This window comes from Rhizobium sp. P1_E1, assembly GCF_056406015.1.
On the sequence record NZ_JBFUAY010000025.1, the window covers coordinates 45618 to 63614 of the forward strand.

Below are 17997 nucleotides of genomic sequence, written 5' to 3' on the forward strand. Positions count from 1 at the left end.
GCAGGCCGCCGGTTGAGGGAGTATATTGGTCAGATTATCCCGCAGATCTTCACTTTACGGCCTTCTCATAGACGTTCGGTTTTGGGGCTGCCAACGACTAAGAGGCCATTCCTACTCGTAACTCGAGCTCGCCAAAAGGGATGCCATGGACACGCGACAAATTCCCTTCAAGGTGACCGCCGTTCGCTTCGTACGAGCGGTCAGGGTCTTCATGACATCGGAGGTCGGCAGCAAAGCTGGCTTGATGTTTGCCGGGCTCGTGGCGCTCTTGTTCGCGCTCAGCAGCCTGAACGTCGTCAACAGTTACGTTGGCCGTAACTTCATGACCGCGATCGCCAATCGCGAAACGCCCGAATTCATCCGGCAGGCAATATTCTATATCGGGGTCTTTGCGGCATTCACCATCGTCGCGGTCGTCTCCCGGTTCATTGAGGAACGCCTTGCGCTGCTCTGGCGGGAATTCCTCACCCGGCGGGCCATCAATCTCTATCTCGCCGACAGGGCTTATTATCAGCTGGATGTGTCGGGACAGCTTAGCCACCCCGACCAGCGGATCACTGAGGACATGCGTGTATTCACGGTCACTACGCTGTCCTTCGTCCTGATGGTACTCAACAGCAGCCTCACAATCATAGCCTTTTCCGGTGTGCTGTGGTCGATAAGTCCCCTGCTGTTTGTGGTGGCCGTTCTGTATGCCGCTTGCGGGTCGTACCTGACGATCGCGCTTGGGCGACCGCTCATCAAACTGAACTACGATCAGCTCGACAAGGAGGCCAGCTTCCGCTCCGGCCTAATTCAAGTTCGAGAAAACGCCGAATCCATTGTGCTGGCGCATTGCGAAGAACAGCAGAGCTTTCGTCTACTGCAGCGACTCGAGGACGCGGTCACCAATTTTCGCAAAGTCACCGCGATCAATCGCAACGTGGGATTCTTCACCACGGGTTACAACTGGCTGATCCAAATCATTCCCGCCTTAATCATTGCTCCTGCCTACATGAGAGGGGACATCGACTTCGGCGTGATCACCCAGTCCGGCGCAGCTTTCGCAATGCTGGTGGGAGCTTTTTCGCTGATCATAACCCAGTTCCAGTCCATCTCGACGTTCGCTGCGGTCGTGGCGCGGCTTAGCTCGCTGATGGAGGCTATAGAACAGGTACGAGCACCCGTAGGATCAGGTATCGCGATTGTCGAAGAAAAAGGGCGTCTGGCCTATGAGACGTTGACTCTGCTGTCATCGGCGAGCGAAGTTCCTTTCGTCAAAGACTTGTCGGTTTCGATCCCCATCGGGATGCGTGTCTTGATCACGGGGCCGGCTCAAGCTGCACGCGTCGCGCTGTTTAGAGCGACAGCCGGCATTTCCTTCAWGGGCTCCGGGCGCATCATTCGCCCAGGTCCCGACGATATACTCTTTCTCCCTCAGCGGCCTTATCTGCCGACAAGCACGCTGCACCAGATTCTCGTACGCAACGTACGCTCGAGCAAAATCCCGGACGACCGCATCATCCAGCTCCTGCACGAGCTCAATCTCGAACGGGTGCTAGCACAAGCGGGCGGGTTACATGCCGAGAAGGATTGGGAAAAGTTGCTTTCGCTGCAGGAGCAGCAGCTCCTCGCGCTCGTCAATATTCTTCTCGCGGCCCCGCAGTTCGTCTTCCTGGATCGAATCGACACGACGCTCGGTCTCGAACAATTTCCCAGGATCCTGCAGATACTTTCTGATAATTCGATCACCTGCATCAACAACGCGGAAACTGACGTCCTGCGCGATTGCCACGATGCGGTGTTGGAATGCGGTGAGGATGGCAGCTGGACATGGACGGTGAACCGCGCCTGAGACAGGGCGCGGCAACGCCGTTAATTTGGTTGTCGTACACCCGCAACAGGTTTAATTTAGCAAATCCTCGTTGCCCTCTTTGGGGGAAGGTCGTGCGGAGATGCTAGTCAAAGATGTGATGACCACGAAGCTTGTCGGTGTATCACCGGATAACAGCGTTCGGCGAGCCGCCGAAATCATGCTCGCAAATCAGGTTAGTGGCGTCCCGGTCATCGACGATGCGGGTCGCCTGATCGGGATCCTCAGTGAAGGTGATCTGCTGCGGAGAACGGAGTTAGGAGGGGCAGCCGCCGCCGAACTCGGAACGTTTGCCCTTACCGCCGAAGAGAAAGCCACGGCTTACGTCAAGAGCAACGCGTGGAAAGTTGCCGACGTCATGAGCCGCGACCCGGTCGTCGTAGGCGAGGACACGTCTCTGGGCCAGGTCTCAGCCTTGATGCAGAAACACCGGATAAAACGTATTCCCGTGATGAGAGATGGCGTGCCGATTGGCATCATCAGTCGTGCAGATCTGCTGAAGGCGATCGTTGCTGCCGATCGTGATGAAACCGCACCAGGTGACGAGGCCATCCGTCGCAGCATTGCGATACGCCTCAGCGAAAATTCAAGTCTTCTAGGAAAAGACATGGCCGTAACGGTTACTGACGGTGTGGCCCACCTGTGGGGAAGCATCGACACGGAGGAATGCAAGAGGGCAGCGCGCGTCGCTGCCGAAAGTGTCAGGGGCGTGACGCGAGTGGTTGAACACTTCTCCGGCGATCGTCCGTGAGAGTCAGCGGGCTCTTTGCCATCGGCTTCGGATTAAACCTCAGACACCTTCGAATTTGACTGTGCTTCAGACGCGTTTCGTGAGAGTATTAGCTCTTACGCATAGACAGCCTGGCACGAAGCCGTTTTCGACGGCAGGGCGATACATAGGAGCTGGAGGCATTGGTGATGGACCGCCGCAACGGCGTGCCAGCGCCTTAGGCTGATTGAAACGGGCACCATATCGCATATTCGGTCGATAACGATCGCGGGGCAGATTATGCCTCGCGCTTAGCATTCCTTCCGCCAAGCATCGCACCGCCCTCTTCAATCGCTGGCACTTAAAAACTCCTGGCATTTAAAAACTCGACGATTTCTCGCCTTGGAAGATCTTACCGTAGCAATCTGGGCTCAGAGGAGGAGATACCATGGTTTCGCTCAAGACGACTGGAGACGCAAAGGTCGCCATACACAAGAAGATAGCAACGGGCGGCCCCCTTTCGAAAAAAGAATTACAGTCGATGGACGCCTATTGGCGGGCATCGAACTATCTGTCGGTGGGTCAGATCTATCTTCTCGACAATCCGCTGCTGAAAAAACCATTGAAACGCGAGCATATAAAGCCACGGCTGCTTGGCCATTGGGGCACGTCGCCGGGCTTGAACATGCTTTACGTGCACCTCAACCGCGTGATCAAACGCGATGATCTTGAAATGATCTACGTCATCGGACCCGGACATGGCGGACCGTCGCTGGTTGCACACGCCTATCTCGAAGGCACCTACAGCGAAGTCTATCCCAATATCGGCCAAGACGACGAAGGCATGAAGAAGCTGTTCAAGCAGTTCAGCTTCCCCGGCGGCATCCCCAGCCATGTTGCGCCGGAAACCCCCGGCAGCATCCACGAGGGCGGCGAGCTGGGCTATGCCCTTAGCCACGCCTACGGGGCGGCGTTCGACAACCCGGATCTGATTGTCGCTTGCGTTGTCGGCGACGGGGAAGCCGAAACGGGGCCGCTTGCGACGGGATGGCACGGCAACAAGTTCCTCAATCCGGCTCGCGACGGCTGCGTGCTGCCGATCCTGCATCTGAACGGCTACAAGATCGCCAACCCGTGCTTCCTGGCCCGCATTCCCCGTGAAGAGCTAAGGAAATTCTTCGAAGGCATGGGTTACACRCCATATTTCGTCGAAGGCAGTGACCCAGAAAGCGTGCACCAGCAATTGGCCGGCGTGCTCGACACAGCAGTGACGGATATCCAGGAAATATGGGCAGCAGCCCGCACCAAGGGCAACGTGAAACGTCCGATGTGGCCGATGATCGTTTTCCGCACGCCGAAAGGCTGGACCTGCCCCCCCGAGATCGACGGTAAGAAGTGCGAGGACTACTGGCGGGCGCACCAGGTGCCGATGGGCGACATGGACAAGTTGGAGCACATCCAAATCCTGCAGGAATGGATGAAGAGCTACCGCCCAGAGGAACTGTTTGACGACAATGGCCGCTTCAAGCCAGAGCTGGCGGCGCTGGCCCCCGTGGGGCATCGTCGGATGAGCGACAATCCGCATGCCAATGGTGGATTGCTGTTGCGGGACCTGAAGATGCCCGACTTCCGCGACTACGCAGTCTCCGTTCCAAGGCCCGGGCAAACCCACACCGAGGCGGCGCGGGTGATGGGTAAGTTTCTCCGTGATATCATGAAGATGAACATGGACAGCAAGAACTTCCGACTGTTCAGCCCCGATGAGAACAACTCCAATCGCTGGCAGGATGTATTGGAGGTCACCGACCGCTGCTACATGGCGGAGATCTATCCGGAAGATGATCATCTGTCGCCCGATGGCAGAGTGATGGAGGTGCTCAGCGAGCATCAATGCCAAGGTTGGCTGGAAGGTTACCTGCTGACCGGCCGGCATGGCTTCTTTTCCTGTTATGAAGCTTTCATCCATATCATCGACTCGATGTTCAACCAGCACGCCAAATGGCTGAAGGTGTGCAACGACATTCCATGGCGGCGATCGGTCGCCTCGCTTAACTACTTCCTGAGTTCCCACGTCTGGCGGCAAGACCACAATGGCTTTAGCCATCAGGACCCGGGGTTCATCGATCACGTGGTCAACAAGAAGGCGGAGGTTGTCCGGGTCTATCTGCCGCCGGACGCCAATACATTGCTCTCGGTGACGGATCACTGCTTGCGCAGCCGCAACTACGTCAACGTCGTTGTCGCAGGCAAGCAGCCCGCCCCGCAGTGGCTCACGATGGATCAGGCCATCAAGCATTGCAGCGAGGGTCTCGGCATTTGGGAATGGGCAAGCAACGACAAGGGAAGTGAGCCAGACGTCGTGATGGCATGTTGTGGCGATGTTCCAACAGTTGAGACGCTGGCGGCAGTCGAGCTGATCCGGGAGCACCTGCCGGAACTGAAAGTCCGCGTCATCAACGTGGTGAACCTGATGAAACTTCAACCGCCATCCGAGCATCCACACGGGCTGCCGGATCGCGATTTCGATGCACTGTTCACCAAGAACAAGCCGATCATCTTCGCCTTCCACGGCTATCCGTGGCTCATTCACCGGCTCACCTACCGCCGTACCAATCACGGCAATCTACACGTCCGCGGCTACAAGGAAGAAGGAACGACGACGACGCCGTTCGACATGGTGGTCCTGAATGAAATGGACCGTTTCCATCTGGTCGAGGACGTCATCGACCGGCTGCCGCAACTCGGTGCGCGCGCTGCCTATTTCAAACAGGCAATTCGCGAGAAGCTGATCGAACACAGGCAATACATCGAGAAATACGGCGACGACATGCCAGCAATCAGCGGCTGGAAATGGGGCTCGAAAGGCCAGCCGGGAAGGTCCCAAAGAACCTCGACCGAAGGGGATAATGCTTGAGCGGCGGCGTCCAATCGAACGGAGGTTCCAGTGGCAACGAGCACGTCCGACGCAGCACGACATGACAATATCGCGGAGCCGGCGAATCCCGGCTCCGCGGTCGCCTTGCTTTCCAACGATCGGTATAGTGTGCTGGTCACGGCCGCCGGGGCCGGTTACGGAATGTGGCAAGGCCTGGACATTACCCGGTGGCGCGAGGACAGCACCCGCGATTGCTGGGGCCAATTTTGTTATATCAGGGATCTGACGGACAACGATCTCTGGTCCATCGGAAAGCAGCCAATATTTCGCCGTTTAAATGTCTACAAGCACGCCTTTCACGGAGACAGGGCCGAATTTGGCTGTCACGCCGGTGACATTGAAATCGTCTCGAAGATCTGTGTCGCGTCCGATGTGGACGCGGAGGTGCGTGTGCTCATGATCATGAATCATGGTACACGGGAACGAACCCTCGAACTGACAAGCTATGCCGAGGTCTGCCTGATCAATCGTCGCGCGGATATGGCGCATCCGGGTTTTGCCAAGCTATTTATAGAAACCCGGTTTGACGAGGCGACAGGCGCTCTGTTTGCCCGCCGCAGGCCACGTGCTGCCGGGGAGAAAGCCACTTGGGCAGTTCACGTTTCCTCATCGAACGTGCCGTCTGCCGAAGCGGCCGAATATGAAACCGATCGGCTGAGATTTCTTGGCCGAGGCCGGACGATAACCAACCCCTCGGTATTCGACGTGGGCGCATCGCTCTCCGGAACAACCGGCCCTGTCCTCGACCCGATTTTCTGTCTGCGGCGAACGGTTCGTCTGGCGCCAGGCGCCGACGCGCGCGTCGCCTTTGTCACAGGAGCGGCAGACGATCAGTCGGCCGTGYAGCGCATCGCCGAGAGATACGCCAAGTTCGACGCGGTCGAACGAGCTTTCTCCGATGCGTCAAGGAAATACGAAAGCGAGCTCCGGACACTGAACCTGAAGCCCGACGATATCTCGCTGTTCAATCGGCTGGCCGGGAGCGTCGCATTTGCGAACCAGGCCATGAGGCAGGCGCCCGTTATCCCGAGAGATCGATGGGATCAAGCGGCTCTCTGGGTTCAAGGTATCTCCGGCGACCTCCCGATCGTGCTGGTCCGCGCGGATGGCGATGGGGATCATGCGCTCGTTCGCCAGGTGACGATGGGCCATGATTTCGCTCGACGGAGGGGCTTGAGATTTGACCTGATCCTGCTTGACGGGGGTGGTGCAGAAAGCGCCAAGCGGCTGGCCGAAAAGCTGCAATCAGGCCCGCAAGCGGACATGATCGGCAAACCCGGCGGAATCTTTATCCTTTCCGAGCCCGGTACCGAAAGCGACCACCTGGCGACCATCGCCGCGGCGGCGCGCATCGTTCTGCTGGGAACCGGCGGTGAACTCAGCGATCAACTCAACCGGCCCTTCCCGGCCACGTCACCTCTTTCGCCCACCATCACCACTGGGCTGAGCGAGCAACCCACAGCCCCTCCGCCTAAACCAGCCGAGGATTTGCAATACTGGAATGGGTTCGGCGGCTTCACAGCCGATGGACAGGAGTATGTGGTGCACGTGAGCGCGCTGAAACCCCAAGCCGCCGCCCTGCCGCCTGCGCCTTGGAGCAACGTGATCGCAAACCCGCATTTTGGCTGTCTGACGACTGAAGCCGGTCTCGGCTACACATGGTCGGAGAATAGCCAGATGAACCGGCTAACACCGTGGTCGAACGACCCGGTTACGGATGCGCCGGGCGAAGTCCTCTATTTGCGGGATGAGGAAACCGGAGATATCTGGACGCCGACACCCCTGCCCATCGGTCCTGGTGCGGCGGTGACCGTTCGACACGGCCAAGGCTACAGCCGTTATATCGGTCACTGCCGTCACCTCGATCAAGAGCTGACGGTCTCCGTTTCACTCAACGATCCGGTCAAGATCATTCGTCTCAGGCTTACTAACAATGATGTTCGGGCTCGGCACGTCACCGCAACCTATTTCGCTGAGTGGGTACTTGGGACCCACCGCGAAGACGCGGCGACGCGGATTGTCTGCACGCGGGATACGCGGTCGGGCGCCATCGTCGCCAGAAACCCCTGGGGCGGAGCCTTTGCCGGGAAGCTGGCTTTCGCAGCCGCCAGTCAGCCGGCGCGCTCGGCGACATCTGACCGCGCGGAGTTTCTTGGCAACTATGGTTCCGTATTTCAGCCAGCGGCTATGCTGCGAGCCAATCTTGCAGAACGGTTCGGTCCATTGCTGGATCCCTGCGCTGCGCTGATGGTGGATATCTCCTTGTCACCCGGCGAAAGCAGAGAAATCGTCTTTGTCTTGGGAGAGACTACCGACCTCGATGAAGTCCGCAGGCTGGTCCACGAGCATGCCGACTCCGAGCGTGCGGTCAGTAGCCTGTCGGCTGTTGTCCGCCAGTGGGACGATATTCTAAACTCGATCCAGGTGACCACGCCCGATGTCGGGATGAACTTGATGATGAACCGCTGGTTGCTGTACCAGGTTCTGGCGTGCCGTGTCTGGGCGCGTACATCCAATTATCAGTCCGGAGGCGCTTACGGCTTCAGGGATCAGCTCCAGGACGTGATGGCTCTGGTCTACAGCGCTCCGAGCGAGGCCCGCTCCCAGATCCTGCGATCGGCAGCACGGCAATTTGAGGAGGGGGACGTCCAGCACTGGTGGCATCCTCCATCCGGTATCGGCGTGCGTACCCGGATCACCGATGACCTCTATTTCTTGCCTCTGGTCGTTCACCACTACGTGTCCACGACGGGCGACGTTCAACTGCTTGATGAGATGGTTCCCTTCATCACGTCGCCGGTGTTGAAAGAAGACCAGGAGGAAGACTTCAGCCAGCCGGCGACCAGCGAACAGTCCGGCTCCATCTACGAGCATTGCATCCGTGCGCTGGAGCATGGCTATCGATTGGGCAGCCACGACCTTCCTCTCATGGGAACCGGTGACTGGAACGACGGCATGAACAAGGTCGGCGCCGAAGGCAAGGGAGAGAGCGTCTGGAACGGCTGGTTCTTCCTCACGGTCCTGAAATCATTTGCCGAGATTTCAGTGTCGCGTGGAGATCAAAGCAGAGCCGCCTGGTGCCGCGAGCGAGTCGAGGCGCTGCGCACAGCCCTTGAGGCCAACGCCTGGGACGGTGGTTGGTATCGCCGGGCCTATTTTGACGATGGCACGCCGCTCGGGTCGGACCTGAACGACGAATGCCAGATCGACGCCATCCCGCAGGCCTGGGCTGTCATTTCGGGCGAAGCCGATGCTGGACGAGCTTCAAACGCGATGCGTGCGGTCCACGACCGGCTGGTACGCCAAGAGGACAAGCTGATCAAACTCTTCGACCCGCCTTTTGACGAAGGCTTGCTACAGCCCGGCTACATCAAGGGCTATGTCCCGGGCATCCGTGAAAATGGCGGCCAATACACGCATGCGGCAACCTGGGTTGTCTGGGCGACCGCTTTGCAAGGCGACGGCGATCTCACCTTAAAGCTTTGGAACCTGATCAATCCGATTTGTCATGGCGCCACGCGAGATCAAGTCGAACGCTACAAGGTGGAACCATATGCGGTCAGCGCCGATATCTATGGCGCGCCGCCACACACTGGGCGCGGTGGATGGACCTGGTACACCGGATCGGCCAGCTGGTTCTACCGCGTAGCGCTCGAGGCAATCCTCGGCTTTCGCCAGCAAGGGCCGTTTCTGCGGTTCGAGCCGTGCGTTCCGGCAGGCTGGCCGGCCTATGAGATCGCATACCGATATCGATCAGCGACCTACCGCATCCGTTTCGACAACGCGAAGGGCATCGGCCGAGGCGTGCACTCCGTCACTCTGGACGGTGAACCAGTCGCGAACGAAGCCGTCTCGCTTGTGGATGACGGACGCATGCATAACGTCCACATCATAGTTGGTTAGCGGCCATGCCCGAAATGCTCTCAACCGACGCTGATCTCGACCGCATGCCAACGGACCAGGACCTCGCTCGGCTGCAATTCACCACTCTTTTGTACTATCTCCAATGCACAAACCCGGACAACGGCCTGGTGCGCGACAAGACAGAACCGAACGCCCCGGCAAGCATCGCGGCGATTGGCATGGCGTTGGCGACCATCCCCGTGGTTGTAGAACGCGGCGTCCTCATCCGCGAATTTGCGGCAAAGATCACCCGCAATCGCTTGAGATACCTGATGGCATGCCCGCAGGGGCCGGAGCCGGATTCATCCGGCTACAAAGGGTTTTTTTATCACTTTCTAGACATCGAAACGGGGCGCCGGGTTTGGCAATGCGAGTTGTCGACAATCGACTCGGCTTTCCTGTTCGCAGGTGCCTTGACCGTTGCCACCTACTTTGATGGCGACACGGCCGCTGAGGCTGAAATCCGCCAGCTCGCGATGGCGCTTTACGAGCGTGCCGACTGGAATTGGGCCTGCGATGGCGGTGCAACTTTAACGCATGGCTGGCGTCCGGAGAGCGGTTTCATTCCCTATCGATGGCGTGGCTATGATGAAGGCCTGCTGCTCTACATCATTGGTCTGGGATCCCCAACTCACCCTTTGCCGCCCGAGTGCTATGCCGCCTACACCGAAACCTACGAATGGCGGAATATCTACGGCCGCGAGTTGTTGTATTCAGGACCGCTTTTTACCCATCAACTGTCGCACATGTGGATAGACTTTCGAGGCATCCGCGATGCGTTCATGCGCCACCATGACACCGACTATTTCGAAAACAGTCGGCATGCGACATATATCCAGCAACAATACGCAATCCGCAACCCGATGAACTTTGTAGGGTATGGCGAACATTGTTGGGGGTTCACCGCATGCGACGGCCCGGGTTGGGGTAAGCGGACGATAGATGGGGTCGATCGGGAGTTCTTCGACTACGTAGCCCGCGGGGCTCCTTTCGGACCTGACGATGGGACTATCGCGCCATGGGTCGTTGTCGCCTCGCTGCCGTTCGCGCCGGAGATTGTCGTGCCAACTGTCCGCAACTTTGCGCGGATGAAGCTCGGTATGACGCGGCTTTACGGCTTCAAACCGTCGTTTAACCAGACATATGCGGTGGAAAACAGTCAAGCCGGATGGTGGGTAAGCCCTTATCACTTCGGCATCGACCAAGGACCGGTGGTGCTGATGATCGAAAACTATCGGACCGGCTTGCTCTGGAACATCATGCGCCAATGCAAGCCCATCGTGACCGGGTTGAGACGTGCGGGATTTTCAGGGGGCTGGCTTTAGATTGGATGCCGCTTGGATTCTATCGCCTCACGCCCGCGGATGCCAACTCTCGCCTTCGTTGTCAATTGGTATCTTCCGGGCATGCGAAGGCGAGCTGGATTACTTCAACTTGGCGGGATCAAGGGGTCGGCGGCTGTTTTGTTCGCCGCATGCTCAGTCGACAATATGATAGCCGCCGTCCACATAGAGCTCCTACCCAGTGATTGGGCGCGCGGCGCTTCTCGGGCCGAAAGGGTTGATCATGCGCATTACATCGGTTTCAGGGTGCTGTTATGAGTGCAAGCGTGTGGCGGGCGATCATCAGTTCCTCATCCGTCGGCAGGACGTAGAGCGCGACGCGGCTCGCAGAAGTGGAAATGAGCACCGCGCCCGCTTCGTTGGCCGCGGGATCGAGTTCGGCTCCCAGCCAGGCAAGCCGTTCGGCGATGCGAGCGCGGATTGGCGGCGAATTCTCCCCGACGCCAGCCGTAAAGACGAAAGCGTCAAGACCTCCAAGCGCGGCGGCAAGCATGCCGGCACTGAGCGCACAGCGATGGACGAAGTGATTGATGGCGAGGGCCGCACGCGGGTCATCGCTGGCAAGAAGATCGCGCATGTCGGCCGAAATGCCTGACAGCCCCTTCAGACCGGACGCCCTGTAGAGAAGGTCAGTAACCTCCCCCATGGTCATTCCTCTGTGATCGAGCAGGTATAGCACGATGCCGGGATCCATCTGGCCCGGGCGGGTGCTCATCGGCAAGCCATCGAGTGCCGTGAAGCCCATCGTAGTCTCAAGGCTGCGTCCGTCCATCAGCGCGCACATGGACGCACCGCTGCCGAGGTGGGCAACTATGATGCGTCCACCGGCGATTCCGGGCGCGACTTCGGCCAACCGCTCGGCAATGTATTCGTAGGACAGGCCATGAAAGCCGTATCGTCGTACTCCGTGCTCGTAGTAGTCCCAGGGTAAGGCGTAGCAATCAGTATGCGGGGCGTGGCCGCGATGGAAAGCGGTGTCGAAACAGGCGACCTGCGGCACATCCGGATTGATTTCCATCGCGAGGCGGATCGGCGCGAGGTTGTTCGGCTGGTGCAGCGGAGCAAGCTCCTGGAAAGTCGCAAGCTTGTCGAGTGTGTCGCGGTCTATGAGGATCGGTTTCGCATAGTCCGGGCCGCCATGAACGACGCGATGACCAGTGGCACGGAGCGTGAAACCCTTAAGGGTCAGCAACCACGCACGGATTTCAGCGATTGCCGCCGGCAGGTGGTCGACTACCTCCGGCGCATATCGACGATCAACCAGGACCGTTCCGTCGGCGGCGCTCGCCGCTAGACGGGGCCGTACTCCGATGCCATCGATCTGGCCGCGAATGCGGCAATTGGGGCCGGTGTCGGCGATCTCAAAGATCTGGAACTTTAGGCTTGACGAGCCGGCGTTGACGACAAGGATCGCGTCCATGGTTCAGGCCGCCACTTGTGTCACACGCCGCCGGGCGGCGGAATGGATCACCACACGGGGCTGACCGAGCCCGACCGTCGTCCAGAGGTCGATTGCATTCTGCACGATGTCGCGTTTAACATCGAGGTCGGGAGAGATGTTGATCGCCGCGTCGGTGATGAAGAGCGTGTCGGCGTGGTCAGGCACATCCATCACGAAGATATGGCTGACGCGGCGTTCGGTGCGCAGGCCGGTGGCGGGGGCCGTGATGTCGCGCATCAGTTCGTCCGTATGGAGGCTGCCCTTCATGAGGAACTCGCCCTTTCCCTCTCGTACCAGGACGACTGCCTTCGCCGCAGCGGCGTGGCTATTTGGAACGTCGACGATTTCGTGCTCTTTCAGATCAAGCCCATTCTCCGCGGCCACCGTCTGAATTCTTGCGGCGGGCTCCACCAGGACTGGTACGATCAGTCTGTTCTCGGCGTCAAGCGCGCCCTGCAATGACGTCTCGTCGCAGGGATGCGCCACGATCGTGACGGCAGGCGCAACCTCCCGTGCAGCGGCAATCAGTCGGTCGTATTTTGATTGTTCAGGTTTGGTCGTGGAAAGGTCGGTCATTGGGAAGCTCCCTCTGCTTCGATCAGGATGCGTTGCGAACGCGAGCGCTCTTGCTTGCCGGTCCGCGGACTGGGTTGCTGCCGAATTCCTCCTTGCCGAGGCTGAACAGCTCGGCCACACGATCGAGGCAATCGGCTCCCGCCGGCTTCCAACGCCCGACGACACCAGCAGCTCGCGCAGGGCCTCGATGGCCTTTCGGCGCTCGTCCATGTCCGCCGGCAGGAGTGCCGGAATTGTCCCAAGGACCCGGGCTCGTCGATCAAGAGGACGAAATACTGTTCTCGCATCATCGTCTTGAACCCAGCCAGCGTCAATCGACCTGCGCTGGCACGACTTTCGTAGCCGAGGCGCAAGGGGTGGGGATGCCGCATCGGCCACCGGCGGCGTAATGGCCGCCCGGACGGCTGGCTAGGCAAAGACGCGGTAGTTCGCGAGATTGATCTCCGAAAGTCGGGCCGCAGCGGCGGAGCGATGTTCGTCCTCGATCTCATTGCCGGCGGCCCTACGGGCATGCGTGTTTGCCAGCGGCTTCCAATAAGCAATCGATCCAGTGACTCGATTGCCCGCCGAGCGGGCTGCTCCACGAGGAGCGTTTTGATTTTTGGAGGGAAAGATTTGGTTGCGGGGGCCCGAAGCCACTGAGACTTGTAACTTCGGCGGAACAGCCGGTGTTATTTGGAAGAAATTTCCCACTACGCCGTAACAAAACGTCGGTACCGACCGGCTCAAGCCATTTGCCTATGGAACAATAAAATCGGTACGGCGCTATCGAAAGCGCGCGCTTCGCAAGCGACCTCCGCCACATCCGGACCGACCCGGTCTTGCTCCGCCAATGACAATAATCTTGTGAAAAATCCGATTTTAGGGCACAATTTTTGAACGCATCGGAAGTTGCGGCGCAATCTCAAATCCGGCCGTCTCGCGCCGGGTAGCAGTTCGCGTCGGAGGGTCGGCGTCGATGGATCAGGGGTTCTTTCTTCTGTTCGCTACGGTGTCCGTGATCACCGCCTTGACGCTGGTCTTGGCCCGGAATCCGGTTCACAGCGCATTGGCATTGATGGCGTGCTTCCTGCAGATATCGGCAATCTTCGTCTTGCTCGAGGCGCCGCTGCTCGCGGTCATCCAGATCTTTGTCTATGTCGGCGCGATTATGGTCCTGTTCGTCTTCGTGATCATGATGATCGATGTGCGCGAAGCGGTCTTGCAACGGTTCTTGCCGGGCGGCAACATGGCGGCTCTGGTGTTGCTCGTCCTGCTTGGGATCGAGATGGTTGCGCTGGTGCTCTGGAGCGGCCGCTTTTCGCTCACGCAGCCCGTCACCGTGCGCGGTGGCGATCAGGTCAGGCAGCTCAGCACAACGCTGTTCGCCGACTATCTCCTGCCGTTTGAAGTTGCGTCCGTCATCCTGCTGGCCGCCCTGATCGGGGCCATCGTGCTGGCGCAGAAGGAGCAGCGGTGATGGTTCCGCTCTGGTGGTATATTTTGCTCGGAGTGGCGCTGTTCGTGATCGGAGCGGCGGGCGTGCTGCTCAGGCGCAACATTCTGGTCGTGCTGATGTCGCTGGAGCTGTTGCTCAACTCGGTCAACATCAATTTCATCGCTTTCGGGCGTTACTACGCCGATTTCCGCGGTCAGATTTTCGCGATCTTCGTCATCGCAATCACCGCGGCGGAGGTTGCCGTCGCCCTCGGAATCCTGGTCGCCCTCGTGAGGAACAAATCTACCCTCAAGGTCGACGACGTGACCATGATGAAAGGATAGAGGCTTGGACCCGGTGGTATCGATCCGGCCGCTACTTGCCGTCGCCGTCGCGGGCCTGGCGGCCCTTGCAGTTCTTCTCCTGAACAACCGCGAGAAACTCCGCGATATCGTCTCGCCATTGGCGGCAATCGCCATGTTCGCAATTGTCGTCTCGATGGCGCCCACGGTGCTGGCGGGCGGGACGGTCGAATTGCGCCTGTTTGAGGTTCTGCCGGGGATTGACTTGGCTTTCCGGGTCGATGCGCTCGGCATGGTGTTTGCCACCGTCTCGTCGCTGCTGTGGATTGTCGCGGCGATCTATTCCATCGGCTACATGCGGCACTTGAACGAGCATGCGCAGACCCGGTTCTTCGCCTGCTTTGCCGCCAGTCTCGCGGCAGCGGTCGGAGGCGCCTTCGCCGCCAATCTGTTCACGCTGGTGATCTTCTACGAGATGCTCACCCTCGTTACCTATCCGCTCGTTTACCACCACGAAGACGAAGAGGGATGGACGGGCAGCCGCAAGTACCTGGTCTATTTGATGGGAGCGTCAAAGAGCGTGCTTCTCGCCGCGCTGGCGCTGACCTACCACATTGCGGGATCGCTCGACTTTGTCACGGGGGGCCTGCTGGCAGGGAGCGATGCTTCGGCGGCGCTGCTGACAGTCGTCTATTTCTGCTACCTCTTCGGCTTCGCCAAGGCTGCGGTGATGCCGATGCACGCATGGCTGCCTGCCGCGATGGTGGCGCCGACACCGGTCAGTGCGCTCCTGCATGCCGTGGCCGTGGTCAAGATGGGCGTGTTTTGCGTGCTGCGGTTGGTGTTCCATGTGTTCGGCACGGGGCTGGTGGACGGGCTAGGACTGGGCATCGCCACGGCCTATCTGGTCTCGTTCACGATTCTGATGGCGTCGGTCTACGCCCTGACGCGGGACGACCTGAAGGCGCGGCTCGCCTATTCGACGGTCAGCCAGCTCTCCTACATCGTGCTGGGCGCGGTTCTGCTCTCGCCGGTCGCGATGGTCGGCGGGATCATCCACATCGCGGCGCATGCATTCTCAAAGATCACACTGTTTTTCTGCGCCGGGTCGATCTATTGCGCGTCTGGCAAGCGCAACATCAGCGACATGGCTGGTATCGGCCGCCGGTTGCCCTGGACGATGGGGGCGTTCTTCGTCGGCTCACTCAGCATGATCGGCGTGCCACCGACTGCGGGGTTCGTGAGCAAGTGGTATCTGGCGCGAGGCGCGGTGGAGGCGGGGGAAATCGCGTTCCTGATCGTGCTCCTAGCGAGTTCGGTCCTCAACGCCGCTTATTTCCTGCCGGTCAGCTATGTCGCCTTTTTCGGGACGGAGGCGCAAGGGAGCCCGGCAACGGTCCGTGAAATTCCGATGGTGACGATCCCGCTAGTTGCGACCGCCATCCTGTCGGTGGCGATGGGCATCTTCCCCGACTATTTCGTCGCCTTGGCGGAAGGAGTTGTCAGGTGATAAAGCGCTTGGTCGATTTCTTTGGCGACGGAAAGTATGCGACCGAACGGCGTCGGCTTTTCTATCTGGTGCTCGTCCTGATCGTCATCGCCGACTTCCTGGTGCCGCGCGAACACGCCGAATACCCGTGGGACCGTCTGCCGGGCTGGTCGGCCGTCTACGGCTTCTTATCCTGCGTGCTGCTGATTTTCGTTTCCAAGTTCCTCGGCCATCGGGCTGGGCTCATGCGGCGCGAGGACTATTATGACTGACTTCGTCCATCCCGCCCTGCTGTTCATTCTCGGTGCCCTGCCGATCCCCTTTCTGAACGGGTCGATCCGCAAGGCCTATCTGCTGCTGATCCCGATACTTGCGATCCTCACCGTGCTCACGATGCAGTCAGGCAGCTACGGCGCGGCATCGTTCATCGGGCAGGAAATCCTCATCGCGAAGGTCGACAAGCTGAGCATCGTCTTCGCAACGGTCTTCACCATTATGGCGCTGATCGGAACGGTCTATGCTCTGCACCTGACGCGCCCCGGCCAGCATGTCGCTGCGTTCGTCTATGTCGGCAGCGCGCTTGGCGTGGTTTTCGCCGGCGACTACCTGACCTTGTACCTGTTCTGGGAAGGCATGGCGTTTGCCTCTGCCTATCTGGTTTTCGCCCAGGGCGGCCGACAGGCGATCGCCGCCGGGTTCCGGTATCTCATGGTCCATATCACTGGCGGCGTCGTCCTACTTGGCGGCGTCATTCTCTACGGGCTCTCGACTGGCTCGCTGCTCTTCGGCCCGATCGCAGGYGAGATGGGCGTCGGCGCTTACCTGATCCTTGCCGGGTTCATGCTCAACGCCGCTGTGCCGCCGCTCAACGCCTGGCTGACCGACGCTTACCCGGAGGCGACTGTCACCGGCGCGGTGTTCATGAGCGCCTTCACCACCAAGACCGCCGTCTATGTGCTGGCTCGGGCGTTTCCGGGAACTGAACTTCTCGTTTGGCTCGGCACCGCGATGGCGCTCTACGGCGTCGTCTACGCGGTGCTGGAGAACGACTGCCGCCGGCTACTGGCCTATCACATCGTTAGCCAGGTGGGCTACATGGTGGCGGGCGTCGGCATCGGCACCGAGATGGCGGTGAACGGGGCCACCAGTCATGCCTTCGCACATATCCTCTACAAGGCGCTCTTGTTCATGGGTGCTGGGGCGGTGATTTACGTCACCGGCCGGCGCAAGCTCACCGAGCTTGGTGGGCTCTACAAGACCATGCCGGTGACCGTGGCGCTCTACATGGTTGGCGCTTTCGCGATTTCGGCATTTCCATTCTTCTCGGGCTTCGTCACCAAGTCGATGGTGGTGGCCGCCGCCGGACAGGATCACCGCGCTGTGATGGTGCTCGCGCTGACGATGGCGTCGGCGGGGACGTTCCTGCACACCGGACTGAAGCTGCCGTACTACATGTTCTTTGGCACCGACCGTGGGCTGGAGGCGCGGGAGCCGCCCCGCAACATGCTGGTTGCGATGGGCATGGCGGCGGTGCTCTGCATCGCGATCGGGGTGTTCCCTCAGCCGCTTTACGATCTTCTGCCCTATCCGGTGGACTACGAACCTTACACCGGCGTCCATGTCACCGAGAGCCTTGGCGTGCTGATGTTCACCGCCTTGGGTTTTGTCATATTCCTCAGGGCGCTCGACCCCGAGAACACGATCAGCATCGACACCGATTGGTTCTACCGCAAGGGCGCTCGGGTCTTCATGTGGATCGCCGGAAAACCGCTGGCGCGCTACGAGAAGGCGGTGAGCGACGTGTCCGAGACTGCTGTGTTGCCTTTCCTGCATGGGGCGGCGCGAATGGGACTGCGGATCGATGTCACCGGCCTTGACGCCGTCGTGAACGGCGTCGCCCGCTCGATCCTGCGCGGCGGCGGGCGGCTCCGGCGGCTCCAGACCGGCGTCGTGACCCATTACGCGCTGGCGATGATCGCTGGTGTGATCGCAGCCGCCGTGGTCTTCGCCGTGGTATGGCGGTAGGGGGC

At 59.7% G+C, this 17997-nt stretch carries 11 protein-coding genes and 1 pseudogene; 10 read left to right on the forward strand and 2 right to left on the reverse strand.

Going from position 1 to position 17997, the window contains the following annotated elements:
- Positions 1-145 precede the first annotated feature (145 nt).
- From AC1D1Z_RS12160 to AC1D1Z_RS12180, 5 genes are all read left to right on the forward strand, one after another.
- On the forward strand, positions 146-1834 hold the full coding sequence (locus tag AC1D1Z_RS12160) for an ABC transporter ATP-binding protein/permease (protein WP_477850632.1): 1689 nt from the start codon (positions 146-148) through the stop codon (positions 1832-1834).
- A gap of 100 nt (positions 1835-1934) precedes the next feature.
- Positions 1935-2603, forward strand: a complete 669-nt coding sequence (locus tag AC1D1Z_RS12165; RefSeq protein ID WP_018446430.1) for a CBS domain-containing protein — start codon at positions 1935-1937, stop codon at positions 2601-2603.
- Between the two features lie 406 nt (positions 2604-3009).
- The gene (locus tag AC1D1Z_RS12170) at positions 3010-5475 is read left to right on the forward strand and encodes a phosphoketolase family protein (RefSeq protein ID WP_113544240.1); all 2466 of its coding nucleotides are present in this window, start codon (positions 3010-3012) and stop codon (positions 5473-5475) included.
- 30 nt (positions 5476-5505) lie between these two features.
- Positions 5506-9399, forward strand: a complete 3894-nt coding sequence (locus AC1D1Z_RS12175; RefSeq protein WP_477850633.1) for a GH36-type glycosyl hydrolase domain-containing protein — start codon at positions 5506-5508, stop codon at positions 9397-9399.
- Between the two features lie 5 nt (positions 9400-9404).
- Positions 9405-10724: a glucoamylase family protein gene (locus tag AC1D1Z_RS12180; RefSeq protein ID WP_028734540.1), complete on the forward strand. Its 1320-nt coding sequence runs from the start codon at positions 9405-9407 to the stop codon at positions 10722-10724.
- Positions 10725-10983: 259 nt separating this feature from the next.
- Here AC1D1Z_RS12180 and AC1D1Z_RS12185 read toward each other — a convergent pair whose 3' ends face one another.
- Together AC1D1Z_RS12185 and AC1D1Z_RS12190 are read right to left on the reverse strand one after the other, a co-directional pair.
- Positions 10984-12162 (reverse strand): acetate/propionate family kinase, encoded by a 1179-nt coding sequence (locus tag AC1D1Z_RS12185; RefSeq protein WP_130759687.1) that lies wholly within the window; start codon positions 12160-12162, stop codon positions 10984-10986.
- A gap of 36 nt (positions 12163-12198) precedes the next feature.
- Positions 12199-12759: pseudogene (locus AC1D1Z_RS12190) on the reverse strand (phosphate acyltransferase); the annotation flags it as partial.
- Positions 12760-13717: 958 nt separating this feature from the next.
- Between AC1D1Z_RS12190 and AC1D1Z_RS12195 the strand changes: the two are divergent.
- The 5 genes from AC1D1Z_RS12195 to AC1D1Z_RS12215 are packed head-to-tail and all read left to right on the forward strand — an operon-like array spanning position 13718 to position 17992.
- Complete coding sequence (locus tag AC1D1Z_RS12195; protein WP_018446424.1) at positions 13718-14218, forward strand: NADH-quinone oxidoreductase subunit J; 501 nt, start codon at positions 13718-13720, stop codon at positions 14216-14218.
- The gene (gene nuoK, locus AC1D1Z_RS12200) at positions 14218-14520 is read left to right on the forward strand and encodes an NADH-quinone oxidoreductase subunit NuoK (protein WP_017961910.1); all 303 of its coding nucleotides are present in this window, start codon (positions 14218-14220) and stop codon (positions 14518-14520) included. Before AC1D1Z_RS12195 ends, nuoK begins: the two co-directional genes overlap by 1 nt.
- A 4-nt stretch (positions 14521-14524) precedes the next feature.
- On the forward strand, positions 14525-15988 hold the full coding sequence (locus AC1D1Z_RS12205; protein ID WP_018446423.1) for a monovalent cation/H+ antiporter subunit D family protein: 1464 nt from the start codon (positions 14525-14527) through the stop codon (positions 15986-15988).
- Complete coding sequence (locus AC1D1Z_RS12210; RefSeq protein WP_018243727.1) at positions 15985-16239, forward strand: hypothetical protein; 255 nt, start codon at positions 15985-15987, stop codon at positions 16237-16239. Before AC1D1Z_RS12205 ends, AC1D1Z_RS12210 begins: the two co-directional genes overlap by 4 nt.
- A complete protein-coding gene (locus AC1D1Z_RS12215) occupies positions 16232-17992 on the forward strand; it encodes a Na(+)/H(+) antiporter subunit D (RefSeq protein ID WP_131647342.1) in 1761 nt (586 codons plus the stop codon). Before AC1D1Z_RS12210 ends, AC1D1Z_RS12215 begins: the two co-directional genes overlap by 8 nt.
- The last annotated feature ends 5 nt before the right edge of the window (positions 17993-17997 follow it).

Excerpts from the sequence above, each read along its gene's own strand:
- AC1D1Z_RS12185 (WP_130759687.1), bottom strand. The coding sequence starts at position 12,162 with ATGGACGCGATCCTTGTCGTCAACGCCGGCTCGTCAAGCCTAAAGTTC.
- AC1D1Z_RS12180 (WP_028734540.1), top strand. The coding sequence starts at position 9,405 with ATGCCCGAAATGCTCTCAACCGACGCTGATCTCGACCGCATGCCAACG.
- nuoK (WP_017961910.1), top strand. The coding sequence starts at position 14,218 with ATGGTTCCGCTCTGGTGGTATATTTTGCTCGGAGTGGCGCTGTTCGTG.
- AC1D1Z_RS12165 (WP_018446430.1), top strand. The coding sequence starts at position 1,935 with ATGCTAGTCAAAGATGTGATGACCACGAAGCTTGTCGGTGTATCACCG.
- AC1D1Z_RS12195 (WP_018446424.1), top strand. The coding sequence starts at position 13,718 with ATGGATCAGGGGTTCTTTCTTCTGTTCGCTACGGTGTCCGTGATCACC.